Origin of the sequence: Streptomyces sp. MK7 (assembly GCF_032658145.1) — a bacterium.
Lineage (GTDB): Bacteria > Actinomycetota > Actinomycetes > Streptomycetales > Streptomycetaceae > Streptomyces > Streptomyces spiralis.
In genome coordinates, this window is record NZ_JAVACL010000044.1 from 1 (window position 1) to 18,238 (window position 18,238).

Genomic DNA, 18,238 nt, shown 5'->3' on the forward strand with positions numbered 1-18,238 from the left:
CAAGGCCGGGGTATCCACGAAGGAGAGACCCGATGACCGCCACACGTGATGCCGCGGGTTTCCGTGCCCGGCTGCTCGCCGAGCGGTGGGAGCGGGTGCTGGGCGACCCGGACGACCCCGAGAACGCCTTCTGCGCTGCGCGGTGCGCCGAGCTCGACGAACGGGAGGAGTTCCCCGCCGACATGTGCGCCGCGCTGGACGCGGCGGGGCTGCCGACGGCCTACGTGCCGACCCGGTACGGGGGCGGGCTGGCCGGCTACGACGAGGCGTTGGCGATCATGCGCACCGTGGCGCGGCGGGACCTCACGGTCGCCGTGGCCCACGGCAAGACCTACCTCGGCGCGGTCTGCGCCTGGGTGGGCGCGGACCCCGCCCAGGCGGCAGAGCTGGCCGGGCTGATCATGGGCGGCGGTGTCGTCTCCTGGGGGCTCACCGAACGCGGCCACGGCAGTGATCTGCTCGCGGGTGAGGTCACCGCCCGCCCCACAGCGGCCGGTTATGTCCTCAGCGGAGAGAAGTGGCTGATCAACAACGCGACCCGGGCCGACCGCGTCTGCACCCTTGCCCGCACGGACCCGGCCGGCGGTCCGCGCGGCTTCACCCTTCTCCTCGTCGACAAACACCGCACCGGGCGCGGCGCCGGCGGGTACCGCACCCTGCCCAAGGTGCTCACCCATGGGATCCGGGGCGCGGACATCAGCGGCATCGCGTTCGACGAGGCCGAGGTACCGGCGAGCGCCGCGATCGGCCCCCTCGGCAGCGGCCTGGAGATCGTGCTGAAGAGTCTCCAGCTCACCCGGACCCTGTGCGCCTCGCTGTCGCTGGGTGCCGGTGACCACGCGCTGCGCCTCGGTCTGGACTTCCTGCACCGGCGCAGCCTCTACGGACGCACGCTGGCCCGGCTTCCGCAGGCCCGCCGGACCTTGGGCGAGGCGATCGCCGGTCTGCTGGCCGCCGAGGCCGTCGGTGTCGTGGCCAGCCGGGCGATCCACACGTGCACCGGCGAGCTGGCCACGTCCTCGGCCGTCACCAAGTACCTGGTGCCCACGCTCGTCGGGGAGAGCATCACGAGCATCGGCCGGCTCCTGGGCGCGAGGGCCTACCTCAAGGGGACGCACGCGCAGGCGATGTTCCAGAAGGTGGAGCGCGATCACCGCATCGTCGGTCTCTTCGACGGGAGCACCGTGGTGAATCTGCACGCCCTGGTGAATCAGTTCGGCCTGCTCTCCCGCGGCTACCGGCGCGGACTGGCGGACGAGGCCGGCTCGGCCGTCGCGGCCACCCTGACCGAGCCGCTCCCCGCCTTCGACCCCGGCCGGCTGTCGCTGGCCCCCACGAAGGGATCCGGCTTGGTGACGGGTCTGACGTCGATGCTGAAGGTCAGCGCGCTGCCGCCGGCCACCGCCGCGCTGGCGGCCGAGGTGCTGACCGCGACCCACGAGCTGCACGACGAACTCGCCTCCTACCGGCCCACCCCGCTCGCCGTGCCGCCCCGGGCCTTCGCGCTCGCCGAACGCTACGCGGCCTGCTACGCGGCTGCCGCCGCGCTGCGGCTGTGGTCGCACAACCACCGATGGGTCGCGGCCGGCGCGGCCCCGCACGACGCGGCACTGTGGCGCGACGGACTGTGGCTCGAGGCCTGTCTGCACCGGCTCCTGGCCCGGATCCGTCCGGGTTCGGCCCGTGGCAACCCGGACTCCGACGAGGCGTTCGACCGGCTGGTCACCGTGGCCACGGATCGCGCGGCCGACGCGGTCGGCCCGCCGCTCTCGCTGCTGCCCGCCCCCGCCCGCGTTCCCGACGAGGAGGGACTGTGAGTACCGCCCCCGGTCTGGAGGAGCTGCTGGGAGACCCCTGGGACGGCGACAACCCCCTGGGTTTCGAGGCGATCGTGGCCGCCGACGAGGACGGCCGGCTGCCGCGCGGCGGGGAGCGGCTCCTCGACCGCTACGGGCTGGGCAAGGAGTTCGTGCCGGCCGAACTCGGCGGCCGGCTGCACGACATCTCGCAGTTGGCGCGTTCCCTGCGGTCCGTGTTCCGCCGCGACGGCGCGCTGGGGCTCGGGCACGGCGTGACGTCGTTCATGGCGGCCGTCAACGTGTGGACGTCCGGCAGCCCGCAGCAGCGGCGCCGGCTCGCCGAGGTCCTCGGCGACGGCGGGAAGGCGGCCGTCTGTTTCCATGAGCTCGCTCACGGAAACGACCTGTCCCGCCAGGAGTTCCGGGCCGATCCGGGGACCGGCGGCTTCCTCCTGAACGGCCGCAAGGAAGTGGTGAACAACGCGGACCGTGCCGACGCCCTGGTGCTGTTCGCCCGTACCGGGCAGGGCCCCGGCAGCCGCAGCCACTCGCTGCTCCTGCTCGAACGGCCGCGGCTGCCCGGTGCCCGGGTCCGCTCGCTGCCGCGCTACCCGACCGTCGGGGTACGCGGCTGCCGGCTGAGCGGGCTCGAGTTCACCGACTGCCCCGCCCCCGCGGACAGCACGGTCGGTGAGGCCGGTACCGGCCTCGAGACCGCGCTGCGCTCGTTCCAGGTGACCCGGGCGGCGCTGCCGAGCATGGCGCTGGGAACGCTGGACACGCAGTTGCGCGTCACCCTGCGTTTCGCCCTGCACCGCAAGCTGTACGGCACCAGGGTGGCCGAACTTCCGCACGCTCGCGGGCTCCTGGCAGGCGCCTTCGTCGATCTGCTGATCGCCGACTGCCTGGCGACGACGGCCACCCGGGCGCTGCACCTGCTGCCGGACCAGTGCGGTCCGGTCGCCGCCGCGACCAAGTACCTGGTGCCGCAGTTGCTGCTGGGGGCCTGTGCCGATCTGTCGGTCGTCCTCGGCGCACGCCACTACCTTCGCGAGGGCGAGTTCGCGATCTTCCAGAAACATCTGCGGGACCTGCCGGTGCTCAGCCTGGGCCACGCCGGGTCCACCACCTGCCTGGCCACGCTGGTCCCCCAGCTCCACCAACTGGCCCGGCGCTCCTGGCTCCTCGGCGCGGAGGCGCCCCCCGCGCTCTTCCGGCCCGATGAGGCGCTGCCTGCCATGCGGTACGACCGCCTCTCCATCGGCACCGGCGGCCGGGACGTGCTGGGCGGCGGCGTCCTCGCGTCCTTCGAGGCGGTGCTCAAGGAGTTCACGGGCCCCAGGGACCCGCTCGCGGCCCTGGCCCGGGTGCTGCGCGAGGAGTTCCACGACCTGGCGACGCGCTGCGCGGCCCTGCGCCCGCGGGAACGCACCGTCGTCTCGGGCCCCCGCAGTTTCGAACTGGCGGAACGCTACGCCCTGTTGCTCGCCGCGTCCTCCTGCACCCAGGTCTGGCGGCACAGCCGCGACACCGCGCTTCCCTTCCTGCGCGATCCGGCCTGGCTGACGGCGGCGCTGCACCGGATCGCCGTACGGCTCGGGCACACGCCGCAGCCGCCGGCGCAGGAGACGGACGACCTCGTCTTCACCGAGCTCCTCGTACGTCACGAGGCGAGCACCAGCTTCGACCTCGACGACCGCCCCTACGCGTAGCCCTCGACCGGCAGGGCCCTGCGCGAGCCCCTACGAGAACACGGAGAACCCATGGCCACCACGCCCCCCGCCGCGCTCCGTTCCAAGACGGAACTCAAGCTCTGGCTCACCGCTCTGATCGCCGACTACGTGGACGCCGACCCCACGTCCCTCGATCCGCACCGGCCGCTCGCGGAGGCGGGGCTCGACTCCGTCTACGCCGTGAGCGTGTGCGCGGACATCGAGGAAACGCTCGGCATCCCGGTGGAGCCCACGCTCGCCTGGGACCACCCCACGATCGACGCGATAGCCGAGTACCTCCACCACGCACTCGCCCTCCGATGAGCCGCGAGGAACGCGTCGGGGCCGCCCGTTCCCCGGTGGCGATCACCGGCATCGAGTGCGTGTTCCCCGGGGCCGAGGACAAGGACGCCCTGTGGGATCTGCTGATGCGCGGCGGCGACGCCATGCGCAGTGTCCCGGACGCCCGCTGGGACACGGAGCACGTCGTCGCACCGGGGCCCGACGTCCTCCCCGGCACCATGAACACGCGGCTCGGCGGCTATCTGGACGACATCGACCTCTTCGACAACGACTTGTTCGGTATCGCCCCCCGCGAGGCGGCCGCCATGGATCCGCAACTACGGCTGCTCCTGCAGTGCGCATGGCGGGCCATGGAGGACGCGGGCACCGGTCCGCGTGCCCTGGGGGGCAGCAGGACCGGAGTCTTCGTCGGCGCCATGGGCAACGAATGGGCCCTGCGCATGGGCTGCTTCGACGCCATCACCCCGCACCTGGGGTCGGGCACCGGGCACGGGATGATGGCCAACCGGATCTCGTACCAGTTCGATCTGCGTGGCCCGAGCGTCTCCGTCGACACGGCGTGCTCGTCCTCCCTCGTCGCCGTCGACATGGCCCGTACGGCGCTGGCGCGCGGCGAGTGCGACCACGCGCTCGTCTGCGGGGTGAACGTGATCCTCACGCCGGCGCTCGGGATCTTCTACACCCAGGCCGGGCTCTCGGCACCGGACGGCCGGTGCAAGCCCTTCAGCTCCCGTGCCGACGGCATCGGCCGGGGGGAGGGAGCGGCCGTCGTCGTGCTGCGCCGGCTCGACGACGCCCTGGCCGCGGGCGACCGGGTGTACGCCGTGATCCGCGGCGGCGCCGTGAACCACGGAGGGCGCAGCAACGGCTTCGCCGCCCCGAACCGGATCAGCCAGCGGGAGGTCATCACCGCGGCCTACGCCGAGGCGGGCGTGGAGCCGGCCGACGTCCGCTTCGTCGAGGCCCACGGCACCGGCACCGTCCTCGGCGACATGATCGAGACGGCCGCCCTGGGTGATGTGCACGCCGTGCCGCGCGAGCAGCCCTGCGCGGTCGGCTCGGTCAAGGGCAACCTCGGGCACACGGAAGGGGCCGCCGGCACAGCCGCTCTCATCAAGACCGCGCTCGCGCTGCACCACGGCGTCCTTCCGGCGAGCCTGCACAGTCGGCACGAGAACTCGGCTCTGCGGCTGGCCGAGCGAGGACTGCGGCTGGTCAAGGCGCCTCTCCGGCTGCCGTCAGGAGACATGTTCGGCGCGGTGAGCAGCTTCGGGCTCGGCGGCACCAACGCCCATCTGCTGCTCTCCGGTGCCCCGTCGGCCCCCCGACGGGGCAACGGGGCCAAGGGCGCCGTATCGGACGCCGCGGCGCGCGAACCCCAGCTGTTCACGTTGTCCGCTCCCGACCCGGAGTCCCTGCGCCGCAATCTCGCCCGGCAGGCCGTCCATGTCACGCGGCAGCGCGAGCTCGACCTGCCGGCCATGTGCCACACCTCCCGTCGGGTGAAGGCCGGTCTCAAGCACCGCTTCTCGGTGACGGTCACCAGCCGCGACGCCCTGGCCGAGGTGCTCGGGCTGGCCTCGCGGGACGACACGGTGTTCGCCCGGCACACCGGCCGGGCGGCGGTGCCCAAGGTGGGTCTGCTCTTCACCGGGCAGGGCTCGCAGTACCCCGGGATGACGGCGGACGTCTACCGCCGGTCCGCCGTCTACCGCCGGTTCCTCACGGAGACCGACGAGGCGCTGGGGCCCCACCTCGGAGATTCCGTCGTGCGGCTGCTGCTCGACGAGGATCCCCGCGTGCGCGAGCCCGCCTACGCCCAGCCGATGCTCTTCGCCGTGGAGCACGCGCTCGGCCGCACCCTGCTGTCGTACGGTGTCGAGCCCGCGTTCGTGCTGGGCCACAGCATCGGCGAGTTCGGGGCGGCCTGTCTGACCGGCGCGCTGTCCCTGGCCGACGCGGCACGGCTGGTGTGCCTGCGCGGCGCCCTGATGCAGCGGCTGCCCGCCGGCGGCGGCATGCTCGCGGTGCTCGCGCCCCTGGACGACGTGCTCGGGCTGGTGGCGGACGAGCCCCTGCTGGGCGTGGCCGCGATCAACGGACCGCGCAATGTGGTCGTGTCCGGGGACGGAAAAGCGCTGTCCCGTGTCAACGAGGCCCTGGCGGCACGCGGTGTGCGGTCGCGCCGGCTGGAGGTCTCGCACGCCTTTCACTCACCGCTGATGGCGCCGGTCGTCGAGGAGTTCGCGGCCGCGGCCGCGTCGGTGTCCCCCCAGACGTCCGGCACTCCCCTGCTGTCGACGGTGCTGGGCGGCCCGCTGGACGACGCCCCGCTGGACGCCGCCTACTGGACGCGGCACATCACCGCGCCCGTTCTCTTCGCCGACGCGGCCCGAGCGGCGCTCGCCCTGGAACCGACCCACCTGGTGGAGGTCGGGCCGCGCCCGGTGCTGAAGTCGCTCGTCTCCGCGCTGCAGCCGCCACCCGGCCTGCGCCGGCTCTCCACCTGCTCCGGCAAGAACGCCACGGCCGAGGACCTGCTGGAGGTGGTGGCCGCCCTGTACCGTGCGGGCCTCGACCTCGCCCCGCAGGCCCCGTACACCGCGCAGACCGAAGCCCCGCACCGGCTGGCGCCGTACGTCTTCTCTCCGACCCGGCGCTTCGACACCACCGTCGTGCCCGTGCGGCCGGCGGCTCCGGGCCCGGACCCGGCGGTGTCGGCAGGGACCGGGCCGCCGGACACCGAGCTCCCCGAGCTCCCAGGGCTTCCCGGGCTCCCCGACGACCTGGTGCACAGGACGGTCGTCTCCGTGGTCGCGGAGGTGGGCGGCTACTCCCCCGCCGAGATCCTGCCGGACACGGTGCTCTACGACCTCGGATACGACTCCCTCACCCTGCTCCTGGTGGGGCGCAAGCTCCAGGACTGCTTCCCCCGGCTGGCCGGGGCCGAACCGGCCACCGGGCGGGCCGCCGCCGAGCTGCGTGTACGCGACCTCGTCGCGTGGGTCGGCGAACACCTCGACGGACCGTTGGCGACGCAGAACAGCGGGGTACACGCATGACACCGCACATCGACACCCAGGTCTGCGTCGTCGGCGGCGGACCCGGCGGACTGATGCTCGGCCTCGAACTGGCGCGGCGCGGCTGCGACGTGGTCGTCGTCGAGCAGTCCACGAAGTTCACCCGGCACTTCCGGGGCGAATCGGTCTCGCCCGACTCGGTGCGCCTGCTCGACCAGCGCGGCCTGCTCGAAGAGATCAGCGCACGGCTGGACTTCGAGGAGACGCGGCGATTCGAGATCTCGGACGGCGGCAGGCGGGTACTGGAGGTCGACTTCCGGGACCTGAGTCCCACGGGATACCTGCCGATCGAGCTTCCCCAGCAGATACTCCTCGACGTACTGGCCGAGGCGGCCGCCCGTCACCCCGGCTTCACCCTGCTGCGCGGCAGCAGCGCCACCGGACTGGTCGAGGAAGGCGGCCGGGTGGTCGGTGTGCGCTGCGGCGGCGGGCAGGACGGCGGCACACAGATCCGTGCCGCTCTCACGGTCGGCGCCGACGGCCGGTTCAGCCGGGTGCTGCGCCAGAGCGGTCTCGCCCACAAGAAGACGCCGCTCAACCGCGATGTGCTGTGGTGCACCCTGCCCTTCCCCGACACCTGGGACCGCAGCACGGTCCGGGTGCGCATCGACGGGGACCAGCACGCGCTGTGCCTGCCGACCCATCCCGGCCTGGTCCGGGTGGGCCTCAACATCCCCAAGGGCGGGCTGAAGGAGTTCCGCGGCCTCGGCATCAACGCCCTGCGGTCACGTCTGTCCTCGCTCGTTCCCGAGCTGGCGCCGGCCGCGGCGGAGCACATCACCGGCTGGAACAGCATGATGCTTCTGGACATCTTCACGACGTCGGTCCCGCAGTGGTCCCGCCCCGGTCTCGTCCTGATCGGCGACGCCGCCCACACCCTCTCCCCGGTGCTCGGGCAAGGGGTCAACCACGCCGTCATCGACGCCGTCACCCTTGCTCCGCTCGTGGCGCGGGCGCTGCGCTCCTCCGACCGCAGCGGCCTGCTCGACGCCGCCACGCAGCGTTTCCAGCACCTGCGCAGCCCGCATGTCGAACAGGCCCGCAAGGTGCAGCTGGCCCAGGAACGCGCCTTCTCCGTGTCCAGCGCCCCGGCCGTACGCGTACGCCAGGGCCTCTACACCCTGATCGACTCCAACGACTGGCTCAAGCGCCGTGTCTGGCGGCGCGTCTACTACACGCTGCCGGCCGGCCGACGGCACGACAGCCCCATCCCCCGTCACTCCACTCCTTTGTGAGGCAGCATCATGTACCGGAACCTTGCTGAGCAGCGCATCCTCATCACGGGTGCATCCAGCGGGATCGGACGGGCACTGGCCAAGGCTCTCGCCCTCAAGGGGGCGCACCTCGCGGTGGCCGCCCGCACGGAGACCGCGCTGCACGAGCTCGCGGACGACATCACCCGTGCGGGCGGCCGCCGGCCCGTGATCCTGGTGACCGACCTGTCCCTGCGCGGCAACGCGGAACAGCTCGCGCAGCGGGCCCTGACCGAACTGGGCCGCGTGGACGTCCTCATCAACAACGCCGGCGTGGGCTGCTTCGGCTTCCAGTGGAACGTCGGCGACGGCGACGAGGCCCGCGAGGTGTACGAGACCAACTTCTGGAGCCCGCTCGCCCTGGTGCGCTCCCTCGTGCCGCACATGCGCGAACGGGGCACCGGACTCGTCATCAACGTCTCCTCGCTGATGCAGCTGCGCACCTGGCCCGGCCTCGGGTACTACGCCTCGTCGAAGTCGGCCCTGGCCGCCGTCACCGAGACCCTGCGGCTGGAACTGCAGAACAGCGACATCGACGTCATGGAACTGCTGCCCGGCCCGGTCGACACGCAGTTCCTCTCCGAGTCCGCACAGGCGCCGGGCGCCGGACACATCCTGCGCAACCTGCCCATCGGGACGACGGACGCGCTCGCCGTGGCCGCCGTACGTGCCATCGAGAAGGGCAAGCGCCGTCTGGTGTACCCGGGCAAGCTGGTGGCGGCGCTCTACCTGCCGATGCTGGTGCGCTACAAGGCGGCGCGGACGGTCCGGAAGGCCGGCTCGGACATCGACAGGAACGACCGACGCGTCCTGCGTTCGGGGTCGAACGGCGATCCGATCGCCCAGCAGGCCCGCGCCGACTGGGTGCGCGCCAAGAGGGCCTCGTGATGTCGTCCGGCCCGGTGGCACCGGTTCCCTACCTGGTCGGTGCGGGCTCGGCCCTGCCCGGCGATCCGGTCGGCAACGAGCGGCTGGCCGGGCTCATCAAAGCCAGCGCGGCGTGGATCGACGACTTCACCGGTACGAAGACCCGGCACTTCGCGTCCGACCTGGCGACCGGTGCCGCGACCCACACCCTGGCGCAGCTGTGCCATGAGGCGGCTCAGGCGGCGCTCGCCGACGCGGGGCTCACCGCCGCCGACATCGGTTTCGTCGTGCTGGGCACCGCGACGCCCGACCATCTGATGCCCGCGACGGTCAATCTGGTGGCGGACCTGCTGGGCATCGGCCACGTGCCGACGTACCAGCTGCAGTCGGGGTGCGTCGGCGCCGTCCAGGCGCTGGACCTGGCATGCCGCATCCTGCGCGATCCCGAGACGGACCGCTCCTGCACCACCGGCCTTGTCATCGGCGCGGACATCTGCAACAAGCACCTGCTTCTCGACCGGGACTTCACCCGCCTCCAACCGGGCGAGCTGGTCAACTACATGCTGTTCGGTGACGGGGCCGGCGCCGCCGTGGTGTCGCGGGAACCTCTCGGGCACCGCACGGCGATACGCCGCGTCCTCAACCGCTTCGTCGGCCTGGGGCAGAGTCCCGGGCAGGTCATCGAGTGGTTCGGGCTCGCGGACCGTGACCGGGACAGGCCCGCCGCGCAGGAGGACTACAAGGCCATCGAGGACAACGTCCCCCGTTTGGCGGAAGAGGTCCTGTGCGAACTGGCCGACGACATCGGCTGGGATCTCGACAAGATCGACTACTTGCTGCCGCCGCAGCTGTCGGGCCGGATGACCGGGCTGATCGTCGACCGCATCGGCGTCCCGGCGCAGGAGGTGAGCTGTGTCGACACCACCGGTAACAACGGAAACGCCCTTCCCTTCCTCCAACTCGGCCGTCTGCTGCCGCTGCTGAAGGACGGCGAGCGGGCGCTCTGCGCCGCCGTGGAATCGAGCAAGTGGTTGAAAGGCGGCCTTGCCCTGGAGAAAGAATCCATCAGTTGAACGAGCTCTTTTCGAGACAGCGGTCTGTTCTGCCGTCTCGATTGCGCGCTTGCGCCCGTGGTCTTGAGTGCGGCACCCTCGTGGACGTGCGAGGGTGCCGCATCCTCGAGCGATGGAAAACAGCTCTGACTTCATGGATTTGAGTACATGACAAACCGTTTCTACAACGGCCCTTCACTCCGACGACTTCACGACGAATTCGCGAAGAAGTACACCATCGACAAGGATGCGCCGGTTCGCGGCGCGGTGGAAGTGGAGATCGATGCCCCTTTGACAAGGGTCTGGGAGCTGTTGAGCAACGTCGAAGGATGGCCCTTGTGGAACCCCGGCATCACCTCGGTCCAGCTCGATTCCGGCGTAGCGGTGGACGCCACGTTCACCTGGGTGAGCCAACGGGCCAGGATGCGCTCGAAATTCGCCGTCGTCGAGCCGCTCCGTGAACTCACCTGGACCGGAGTCAGCCTGGGCATCAAGGGAATTCACCGGAACATTCTCCGGAAGCTGCCCGACGGCCGCGTGCTCGCCCGGACCGAGGAGTCGATGGCCTCTCCGCTGCTCCGCCTCATCTTCAGCGAACGCAAGCTCCGTTCAACGCTGTCGGACCAGATGGCGAGGCTGAAACAGGCCGCGGAGCAGACCGCCTGAGACGGGTGACGTCCACGCGGGCGCGGACAACCGCTATGCGCCGATGCCGACTTGCCGTGCGAGGCCCGCGCAGGTGTACGCGAAGAATTCCTCCTGCGCCCGCAGCGGTGTGCCGTACGCCCCGAAGACCTCGAATCCGATCAGGCCGAACAGCTGCGCCCAGGCCGCGACCAGGCATACCGCGTTGGGCGCGGGGAGTCCGGAGAAGAGTTCCGCACCGAGCCGTTCGGCATCCTCGAGGACCGCGGCCGGCGGCGGCCCGGTCGGCGGTGCCGTGAGCCGGCCCGCTGCCAGGGCGTCCGCCGCGATACGGCTCAGGGTGCGCCCCAGCCGCAGGGCCGGGGCGACCGTGTCCCGGGGAGCGGAGCGGCCCGGGACCGGCGAGCCGTAGATCAGCGTGTACTCGTGCGGGTGCTCCCGTGCCCAGGCACGGGCCGCCAGGCACACCGCTGTCCACCGGTCCACCGGCCCGGCTTGCGACGCGCCCTCCAGGGCCTGTTCCGCGGTGTGCCCCAGCGCGTCATGAGCATCGGCGGTCAGGGCGGTGAGCAGGTCGTCGCGGCTCGGGAAGTACCGGTAGACGGCGGACGAGACCATGTCCAGCTCGCGCGCCACGGCCCGGAGCGACAGCTGCTGCGCCCCCGTGATGACGAGCTGCCGCCGCGCCGCCGCCTTGATGCCGGCGGTGATCTCGCTGCGGGCCCGCTCTCGGATCACGTCGATCACTCCCGTACGATCATCCGCCGTCGGCACAGCACGGTGCTCGCGGCCGTGCTATGCCGCGACCGAAGGGTGGTCCGCGGGCACCGGCAGGATGCCCGTACCGGCAGCGCCGCCCGGCGAACCGAGTTCGGCGAAGACGTCCCGGGTCGTCCGGCTGTAGTGCTGCAAGTTCTCCGGCAGGTCGTCCTCGAAGAAGATCGCCTCCACGGGGCAGACCGGCTCGCAGGCCCCGCAGTCGACACATTCATCGGGGTGTATGTAGAGCATCCTCGGACCCTCGTAGATGCAGTCCACGGGGCACTCGTCCACGCACGCCTTGTCCTTCACGTCCACACAGGGCTGGGCGATGGTGTAGGTCATGAGTATCTCCCCTTAAGAAATCACGGCCCGTCATGCTCCGACCGGCTGCGGCTGCGGTGTCCTGAGGTCCACCGGATCGATCGGGTGCGGCGCGGCGAGTACGTTGCCGAACAGCGAGTACTTCATCGGCAGCCGGTCGAGCACCTGGAACCGCGCCCGCCGCAGCGCCGTGCCGAGCGGAGTGTGCTGCTCGAGAGCGGCCTCCTGCCGGCGCTGGAACCCCGTCACCATGCTCTTGTGCTTGCGGCGGACGGCGACGAAGTCGGCCAGATCCGCGGCCGGCACCTGCGAGCCCGGCTTCCCGCGCTCCAGCGAGCGGGCGATCACGGGGGTGATGCAGACGGTGTCCTGGATGGCCAGGTTCACGCCCTGGCCCAGGATCGGGGTGCACGTGTGCGAGGCGTCGCCGATCAGCACCAGCCCGTCACGGGCCCATTCGTCGACCTCGGCGGTGAAGATCTCCAGGAAGCTCGTGTCGTTCCACGAGGTCAGATGCTCGTCGAGCAGCGGCTTCAGACGGGGGTCGATGGCCGCGATGCCGGCGCGGAAGGACGCGAACCCCTCCTTGCGCAGCTCCCCCATCCCACGCTTCGGGAGGTTGTTGCTGACCCGCAGGAAGTCGGGGAACGTCGGCAGCACCACTAGGTGCTTGTTGCGCTCCACGATGAGTTCCGCCTCGGTGCCCCAGTCGGCGGGGCGGGGCAGCTTGAACGACAGGAAGTCGCGGCCCGCGGGCTGGATCCGGGCGGTGATCCCGGCTTCCTTGCGCACCTTGGAGAACCGCCCGTCGGCGCCGACCACGAGACGGGCCCGGACCTCGACGCGCTCGCCGTCCTTCGACTTGAGCACGGCACCCCGGACGGCACCGTTCTCCTGCAGCAGCTCGGTGCAGCCGACACCCGAGAGGTAGGTGTGGCTCGGCAGTCCGGCCGCCGCATCGTTGAAGATCTTGATCAGTGCGGGCTGCGGGATGTCGGTCGGTTTGGTGGGTATGCCGAAGCGCCCGTAGTCCAGTGAGAACACCCGCCGGCCCTCCATGCGCATCGTCACGGCGGTCGTTTCCAGATAGCCGTGCCGTTCCAGCGCCGGGCCGAAGCCCAGTCTGCGGAGTGTGACGACCGAGGGCGCCGCCAGCGTCTCCCCGCGAAACTCGCGGTCGAGATGTGACTGCTTCTCGGCGACGACGACGTCGATACCGCGACGGGCCAGCAGACAGCCAAGCAGAGCACCGGCTGGCCCACCGCCGACGACAAGGACGTCCGTCTCGTTCGGGATGGTCATGCTGCGGTCTCCCCATGCTCGGTCTTGTCCGACCGGAGGAAAGTAAGCCGCCGCACTCGGATGGCGCTCAAGGACCGGTCGCACCGGCCAGGAACGGTCGCGGCCCGGTCCGGCTCGAGCGGGCCTTGAGTACAGCGCTAGGGGCTTTGGGCAGGCTGCGACAGGCAGCCGGTACGTCACTTCTGCGCGAGAATTTCGAGGAGCAATCGTGAGTGTTAACACCAAGGCCGTGCCCGAAGAGGGTGCGTCAGGCTCGTCGGGCAGCCCTCCCGCGGACAGTCGGCGGTGGTGGGTACTCATCGTGGTCTCGCTGGCTCAGTTCATGGTCGGTCTCGACGCAACCGTCGTCAACGTCATGACGCCGACGCTCCAGTCGGCCTTCGGCATGTCGACCGCGAACCTGCAGTGGGTCATGAGCATCTACGTGCTCCTGTTCGGCGGCCTCATGCTGCTGGGCGGCCGGCTCACCGACGTCCTCGGCCGACGCAGGATCCTGCTGGGCGGCATCGCCCTGTTCACCGTGGGCTCGCTGCTGGCGGGTATCGCCCACGGCGAGACCCAGCTGCTGTGGGCGCGCGCTCTGCAGGGCATCGGCGCCGCGGGTGTCTCGCCCGCCGCACTGTCCACCGTCGTCACCAGCTTCCCCGACTCCAAGGAACGCACGAAGGCCTTCGGTATCTGGGGATCGATCATCGGCATCGGCGCCGCCTGCGGGACGCTGCTCGGTGGAGCGATCATCGACATCGGCTGGCGCTGGGCGTTCTACATCAACGTCCCGATCGGCGTGGTGCTCCTCCTGGCCGCGCTCGCGCTGATCCCGGGCGGTTCACCGGCCGGTCCGCGGCCCAAGTCCGACTTCCTCGGTGCGCTGACGTCGACGCTCGGCCTGTTTCTGCTCGTCTACGGGACGGTCGGCACGAGCAGCCGCGGCTGGGCCGATCCGATCACCCTCGGCTCCTTCGCCGCAGCGGCCGTCCTGCTCGCCCTCTTCGTCCGCATCGAGAGCCGCAACTCGGCGCCGCTGGTACCGCTGCGGCTGTTCCGGCAGCGGGGCGTGGTGGCCGGTGGTCTGGGCCAGCTCATCACGGCCGGCATCATGCTGCCCTGCTTCTTCATGCTGCCGCTCTACATGCAGTCCGTGCTCGATTACACCCCCATGCAGACAGGTCTCGCGTACATCCCGACCACGCTCGCGATGATCTTCTTCGCGCCCATCATCTCCAAGCTCATCCCGAAGGTGGGCCCGCTGGCCCTCTACGTCACGGGCACCCTGCTGCTCGCCGTCATGATCGTCCTCATGCTCGGCAGCCCGATCCACACGAGCTACTGGGCCCTGATGATGCCCGTCACCGCGCTGCTCGGCGTCGGTCTGCTCTGCTGCCTGATCCCCACGCCTCAGGTGGGTACGTCGCAGGCCACCGAAGAGGACGCGGGGACGACATCCGCGCTGCTCAACTCGGCGACCGAGATCGGCGGCGCGTTCGGGCTGGCCGTCGCGGCGACCGTGGTGCAGTCCCGGACCGCCCACTTCATCGCGGCGGGTGCCGACCCCGTGCACGCCCTCAACAAGGCGCTGCACACCGGATTCGCCGTCCTGTTCGTCTGGGTGGGAATCAGCCTCGCGGTCGGCTTCCTCGGATTCCGCGGCATGAAGCCGAGCCAGGCCGCGACCGAACCGGTCGCGTCGAACACCACGTCCGCGGGCAAGAGCGAGAGCAAGGTGTCCGTCGCCACCAACTGACGTCCGGTGTGGCGCCTGTCCTGTCGATCACCTCGACGGGGCACGCGCCACTCGGGCGTGTCCCCCGTCCGTCCGCCTACTTTCTTTCTCGTCGCCTCCCGTGAGGACCCCACATCGCCATGCGTATCGTCGCCGCGGCAGCATCCGCTCTGGTCATCTTCGAGTTCGGGCTGGCCGCTCTCACCTGGACACCCGCCCTGCAGGTCGCGGTCGAAAGGTTCTCCCAGGTGGCGCATGTCCCACCGGCCCCGCGCCTCGTCGCCCTGATCGGTCTGCTCGACCTGATCGGTGTGATCGGCGTGGTCGTGGGCTTCTGGAAACCGGAGGCCGCCGTGGCGGCCGGTGTGTGGTTCGCGGCGCTGTGCGGCTGGATCCTGTACCGGCAGGTCACTCACGGCGACCGCGGGTCCGCACTCCTTCCCTACACGCTGTTCGCCGGCTCGGCGGTCCTCGTGATCGTCGGCCGCCTGGCTTCCTGATCCTGAACGAAGAGGCCGGGGGGCGCGTCGAAGCGACGCCCACGCAGCGCCTCCCGGGCCTTCGGCCTCCGGGCCGCTGACGGGCGCTGCGGGCCGCGGGCTCGCCGATCTCCCAGACACCCGGCCGCAGTTCCAGCGGATCGCCCGGAACGCTCCCCAGCCGGAGACCGGCCGCGGCCCGACGGGCGTACGCGTGCCACCGCCGGTCACGCAGCTCACCGGTCTGGCGCTTCGGCCGGGCCGCCGGCACCTGATGACACGGTCACAGGGCGCTGCGGGCCGCGGGCTCGCCGATCTCCCAGACACCCGGCCGCAGTTCCAGCGGATCGCCCGGAACGCTCCCCAGCCGGAGACCGGCCGCGGCCCGACGGGCGTACGCGTGCCACCGCCGGTCACGCAGCTCGCCGGCCGCCTGCTCGCACTCCGCGAGACGCTGGAGCGCGGTCGCCGGATCACCGCACCGCAGCGCGGCGAACGCCAGTCCGCGCCGTGCGTCGGCCAGGCCGCGCAGATCCCCTTCGGCACGGCAGAGCAGGGACGCCTTGGCGTAGATGCGCCCGGCTTTGACAACCCCGCCCAGGCCCAGCGCCACGTCCGCCAGGCCGATGAGAGCCCTCGCCTCGGTGCGGCGGGCTGATGCCTCGAGGGCGCGGCTCCTGGCGGCCTCGTAGTGCGTGCCGGCGAGGACGAACTGACGGCGCTGCCAGGCCAGGGCCCCTTGCGAGCACAGGATCGACGCCTCGGCGGACGGATCGCCCGCACGGCGGGCCGCGGTCAGGGCCAGCCTCGCCAGACCGTCCCACTCCTCCCACTCGCCGCCCGCCTCCAGGTAGCGCAGGAAGGCCTCGGCCAGGGTCCAGGTCAACTGCCACAGTCCCGCGTCATGCGCCCGGCGCAGCGTTGTCGCGATACCGGCTCGCTCCTCGGCGAACCAACGCAACGGCGTAGCGCCGACGGCCTGGTGAGGGACGAGCCAGTCGGGGTGGTCCTGCTCGCCGGCTCCGGGGCCCCCGGTCTCGCGGGCCCCGGGTGACAGCAGGTCGTCCGCGTACCGGGCGAGCGCTCGGTACGCGGTGCACAGCCGCGTCGTGGCCCGCCGGATCTCCTGCGGGTCCCGCTCCGCGAGCAGTTCGGCCGCCAGCGCGCGGGACAGGTCGTCGCCCACATAGCGCACCTGTCCGCCGCCCGAGGGCCGGGTGCCGAGCAGCCCCGCGCGCACGAGCCCCTCCACCGCCCGCTCGACGTGGTCCGCCGTGGTGCCGAGGAGAGCTGCCGCACACCACGGAGCGACGTCGGGCTGTGGCGCGAGGGCCAGCATCCTGAAGGCGTGCCGCTCGGCGTCGTCGAGTTCGCGGTAGCCCGTGAGCAGACGGCCACGGACGTCCTGGTCGCCGAGGGCGAGTACGTCGAGTCGTGCCCTCTCGTCCGCGAGCCGGGCCCGCAGCCCCGCGCCCGACCAGCGGGGGTGACGGGCGAGGGCCGTGGCCGCGCTCCGCAGCGCCAGGGGCGAACAGCCGCACAGCCGGGCGATGTGCGTGGCCGAGTCGACCTCGAGGGGCACTCCGGCCTGCGCGCGCAGCAGTTCCACTGCCGCGTCGGTGGTGAGCGGCGGCAGGGGGAAGGTGCGCGTGCCGTCGAGGCCGCTGACGGGCTTGCGGCTGGTGATCACGACCGTACTCGCGGTGGCCGCCGCCGTGACGGGTTCGATCTGCGCGGCGCAGCTCGCGTCGTCCAGGACGAGCAGCAGCAGCCTCCCTGCCACGGTCACCTGCAGCAGGTCGGACAGTTCGTCGATGCCTGCGTCCGGGTCGGGCGAGGGGCACTCGGGCCCGGTCCGCAGCAGCCGCAGCAGCCGCAGCAGCACGGCACGGGCATGCAGCGGCTCGCCGTCCGCCCCGCGCAGGCTCACGAACACCTGCCCGTCGGGGTGGCGGTCGGCGGTGCGACGGGCCAGTTCCACGGCGAACGCGGTCTTCCCGACGCCCGCCGCTCCCGTGATGCCCAGGACATGGACCGGGTCGACGCCGCCGGCCCCCCTCAACTGCGCTTCCGCCGCCTCGAGCTGTCCGTCGCGGCCCGTCATCCCCCGCGCCGGCCTCGGCAGTCGCACGACCGGCGCGGGGGCGGAACGCACCTCGACCACGGCCCTGCCGTCCAGACATTCGTCGAAGTGCGTGATCGGTTCGGAGCGCAGCACGCGCTGGTGCAGTTCGCGCAGGGCGTGGCCCGGGTCGATGCCCATCTCCTCCGCGAGCGAACGCCGGATCCGCTCGTAGACCGTCAGTGCTTCGGACTGCCGGTTCGACCGGTACAGGGCCACGATGAGGTGGGCGTGGAGCGTCTCCCGCAGCGGATACTCCTCCACCAGGCCGGTCAGTTCACCGGTCAGCCGGCGATGCCGGCCCAGCCAGACGTCGACAGCGATCCGCTGCTCCAGGGTCTCCGTCTTCAGCAGCTGGAGACGGGAGGCGGCCGCCTCCAGACGCTGCCCCTGCACCACGCCCGTCAGAGCGGGGCCGCGCCACAGGCCGAGCGCCGCGTGCAGGGCCTCTCCCGCGGCGGCGAACTTCCCGCGGCTGTAAGCCTCTTCGCCCCGTGCGCGCAGGTCCTCGAAGGCGTGCAGATCCAGATCCTCCGGATCCGTGTGGAACATATAGCCCGGCGGGCGGGTCTCGATGAAGGCCCGGCCGATGCCGTCGTCGGCGCCTGCGGACAGCAGCTTGCGCAACTGGGAGATGTACACCTGCAGTGTGGTCGTCACCGTGCGCGGCGGATCAGCGCCCCACAGTTCGTCGACCAGGTTGTCGGTGGAGACGACGGTGTTGGCGCCGACCAGCAAAGCGGCGAGGGCGGTGCGCAGCTTGGCCGCGGACGGGGTCTGCGGTTCGACCTGCAGCGGGCCGAGAAGACGAAAACGCATGA

14 protein-coding genes are annotated in these 18,238 nt (G+C 71.5%); 10 read left to right on the forward strand and 4 right to left on the reverse strand.

The genetic code is table 11. The features are described from left to right. The first annotated feature begins 32 nt into the window (after window positions 1-32). The 8 genes from R2S09_RS32510 (at window position 33) to R2S09_RS32545 (ending at window position 10,732) form a co-directional block, all read left to right on the forward strand. Window positions 33-1,817, forward strand: coding sequence for an acyl-CoA dehydrogenase family protein (locus R2S09_RS32510; RefSeq protein ID WP_316744893.1), 1,785 nt, complete (start codon window positions 33-35; stop codon window positions 1,815-1,817). After that, on the forward strand, window positions 1,814-3,511 hold the full coding sequence (locus tag R2S09_RS32515) for an acyl-CoA dehydrogenase (RefSeq protein ID WP_316744895.1): 1,698 nt from the start codon (window positions 1,814-1,816) through the stop codon (window positions 3,509-3,511). Before R2S09_RS32510 ends, R2S09_RS32515 begins: the two co-directional genes overlap by 4 nt. Window positions 3,512-3,562: 51 nt before the next feature. After that, on the forward strand, window positions 3,563-3,835 hold the full coding sequence (locus R2S09_RS32520; protein WP_306192823.1) for an acyl carrier protein: 273 nt from the start codon (window positions 3,563-3,565) through the stop codon (window positions 3,833-3,835). Beyond that, window positions 3,832-6,876 (forward strand): beta-ketoacyl synthase N-terminal-like domain-containing protein, encoded by a 3,045-nt coding sequence (locus R2S09_RS32525; RefSeq protein ID WP_316744896.1) that lies wholly within the window; start codon window positions 3,832-3,834, stop codon window positions 6,874-6,876. The genes R2S09_RS32520 and R2S09_RS32525 overlap by 4 nt, the downstream gene beginning before the upstream one ends. Further along, complete coding sequence (locus R2S09_RS32530) at window positions 6,873-8,129, forward strand: FAD-dependent monooxygenase (RefSeq protein WP_316744898.1); 1,257 nt, start codon at window positions 6,873-6,875, stop codon at window positions 8,127-8,129. The genes R2S09_RS32525 and R2S09_RS32530 overlap by 4 nt, the downstream gene beginning before the upstream one ends. A gap of 9 nt (window positions 8,130-8,138) precedes the next feature. Beyond that, complete coding sequence (locus R2S09_RS32535; RefSeq protein ID WP_316744899.1) at window positions 8,139-9,035, forward strand: SDR family NAD(P)-dependent oxidoreductase; 897 nt, start codon at window positions 8,139-8,141, stop codon at window positions 9,033-9,035. Continuing rightward, window positions 9,035-10,087 (forward strand): 3-oxoacyl-ACP synthase III family protein, encoded by a 1,053-nt coding sequence (locus R2S09_RS32540; RefSeq protein WP_306192818.1) that lies wholly within the window; start codon window positions 9,035-9,037, stop codon window positions 10,085-10,087. Before R2S09_RS32535 ends, R2S09_RS32540 begins: the two co-directional genes overlap by 1 nt. Window positions 10,088-10,234: 147 nt before the next feature. Beyond that, window positions 10,235-10,732 carry an SRPBCC family protein gene (locus R2S09_RS32545; protein WP_306192817.1) on the forward strand — a complete coding sequence of 166 codons (498 nt, stop codon included), beginning with the start codon at window positions 10,235-10,237 and terminating at the stop codon, window positions 10,730-10,732. A gap of 33 nt (window positions 10,733-10,765) precedes the next feature. Here R2S09_RS32545 and R2S09_RS32550 read toward each other — a convergent pair whose 3' ends face one another. The 3 genes from R2S09_RS32550 to R2S09_RS32560 are packed head-to-tail and all read right to left on the reverse strand — an operon-like array spanning window position 10,766 to window position 13,096. Next, entirely contained in the window at window positions 10,766-11,458 is a 693-nt protein-coding gene (locus R2S09_RS32550) for a TetR/AcrR family transcriptional regulator (RefSeq protein ID WP_306192816.1), read from the reverse strand. A gap of 48 nt (window positions 11,459-11,506) precedes the next feature. Then, complete coding sequence (gene fdxA / locus R2S09_RS32555; RefSeq protein ID WP_306192815.1) at window positions 11,507-11,815, reverse strand: ferredoxin; 309 nt, start codon at window positions 11,813-11,815, stop codon at window positions 11,507-11,509. Between the two features lie 30 nt (window positions 11,816-11,845). Then, on the reverse strand, window positions 11,846-13,096 hold the full coding sequence (locus tag R2S09_RS32560; protein ID WP_316744904.1) for an FAD-dependent monooxygenase: 1,251 nt from the start codon (window positions 13,094-13,096) through the stop codon (window positions 11,846-11,848). A 301-nt stretch (window positions 13,097-13,397) separates the two neighbouring features. Here R2S09_RS32560 and R2S09_RS32565 point away from each other — a divergent pair, with 301 nt between their 5' ends. Together R2S09_RS32565 and R2S09_RS32570 are read left to right on the forward strand one after the other, a co-directional pair. Next, window positions 13,398-14,837 (forward strand): MFS transporter, encoded by a 1,440-nt coding sequence (locus R2S09_RS32565; RefSeq protein ID WP_306192813.1) that lies wholly within the window; start codon window positions 13,398-13,400, stop codon window positions 14,835-14,837. A 119-nt stretch (window positions 14,838-14,956) separates the two neighbouring features. Further along, complete coding sequence (locus R2S09_RS32570; RefSeq protein ID WP_306192812.1) at window positions 14,957-15,316, forward strand: hypothetical protein; 360 nt, start codon at window positions 14,957-14,959, stop codon at window positions 15,314-15,316. A 262-nt stretch (window positions 15,317-15,578) separates the two neighbouring features. Here the strand turns inward: R2S09_RS32570 and R2S09_RS32575 are convergent, their stop codons facing one another. Further along, window positions 15,579-18,236, reverse strand: a complete 2,658-nt coding sequence (locus R2S09_RS32575; RefSeq protein WP_316744907.1) for a BTAD domain-containing putative transcriptional regulator — start codon at window positions 18,234-18,236, stop codon at window positions 15,579-15,581. Window positions 18,237-18,238: the final 2 nt, after the last annotated feature.

Coding starts and splice junctions, on each gene's coding strand:
- R2S09_RS32510 (WP_316744893.1), top strand. CDS start 33: ATGACCGCCACACGTGATGCCGCGGGTTTCCGTGCCCGGCTGCTCGCC.
- R2S09_RS32520 (WP_306192823.1), top strand. CDS start 3,563: ATGGCCACCACGCCCCCCGCCGCGCTCCGTTCCAAGACGGAACTCAAG.
- R2S09_RS32525 (WP_316744896.1), top strand. CDS start 3,832: ATGAGCCGCGAGGAACGCGTCGGGGCCGCCCGTTCCCCGGTGGCGATC.
- R2S09_RS32530 (WP_316744898.1), top strand. CDS start 6,873: ATGACACCGCACATCGACACCCAGGTCTGCGTCGTCGGCGGCGGACCC.
- R2S09_RS32535 (WP_316744899.1), top strand. CDS start 8,139: ATGTACCGGAACCTTGCTGAGCAGCGCATCCTCATCACGGGTGCATCC.
- R2S09_RS32540 (WP_306192818.1), top strand. CDS start 9,035: ATGTCGTCCGGCCCGGTGGCACCGGTTCCCTACCTGGTCGGTGCGGGC.
- R2S09_RS32545 (WP_306192817.1), top strand. CDS start 10,235: ATGACAAACCGTTTCTACAACGGCCCTTCACTCCGACGACTTCACGAC.
- fdxA (WP_306192815.1), bottom strand. CDS start 11,815: ATGACCTACACCATCGCCCAGCCCTGTGTGGACGTGAAGGACAAGGCG.
- R2S09_RS32560 (WP_316744904.1), bottom strand. CDS start 13,096: ATGACCATCCCGAACGAGACGGACGTCCTTGTCGTCGGCGGTGGGCCA.
- R2S09_RS32570 (WP_306192812.1), top strand. CDS start 14,957: ATGCGTATCGTCGCCGCGGCAGCATCCGCTCTGGTCATCTTCGAGTTC.
- R2S09_RS32575 (WP_316744907.1), bottom strand. CDS start 18,236: ATGCGTTTTCGTCTTCTCGGCCCGCTGCAGGTCGAACCGCAGACCCCG.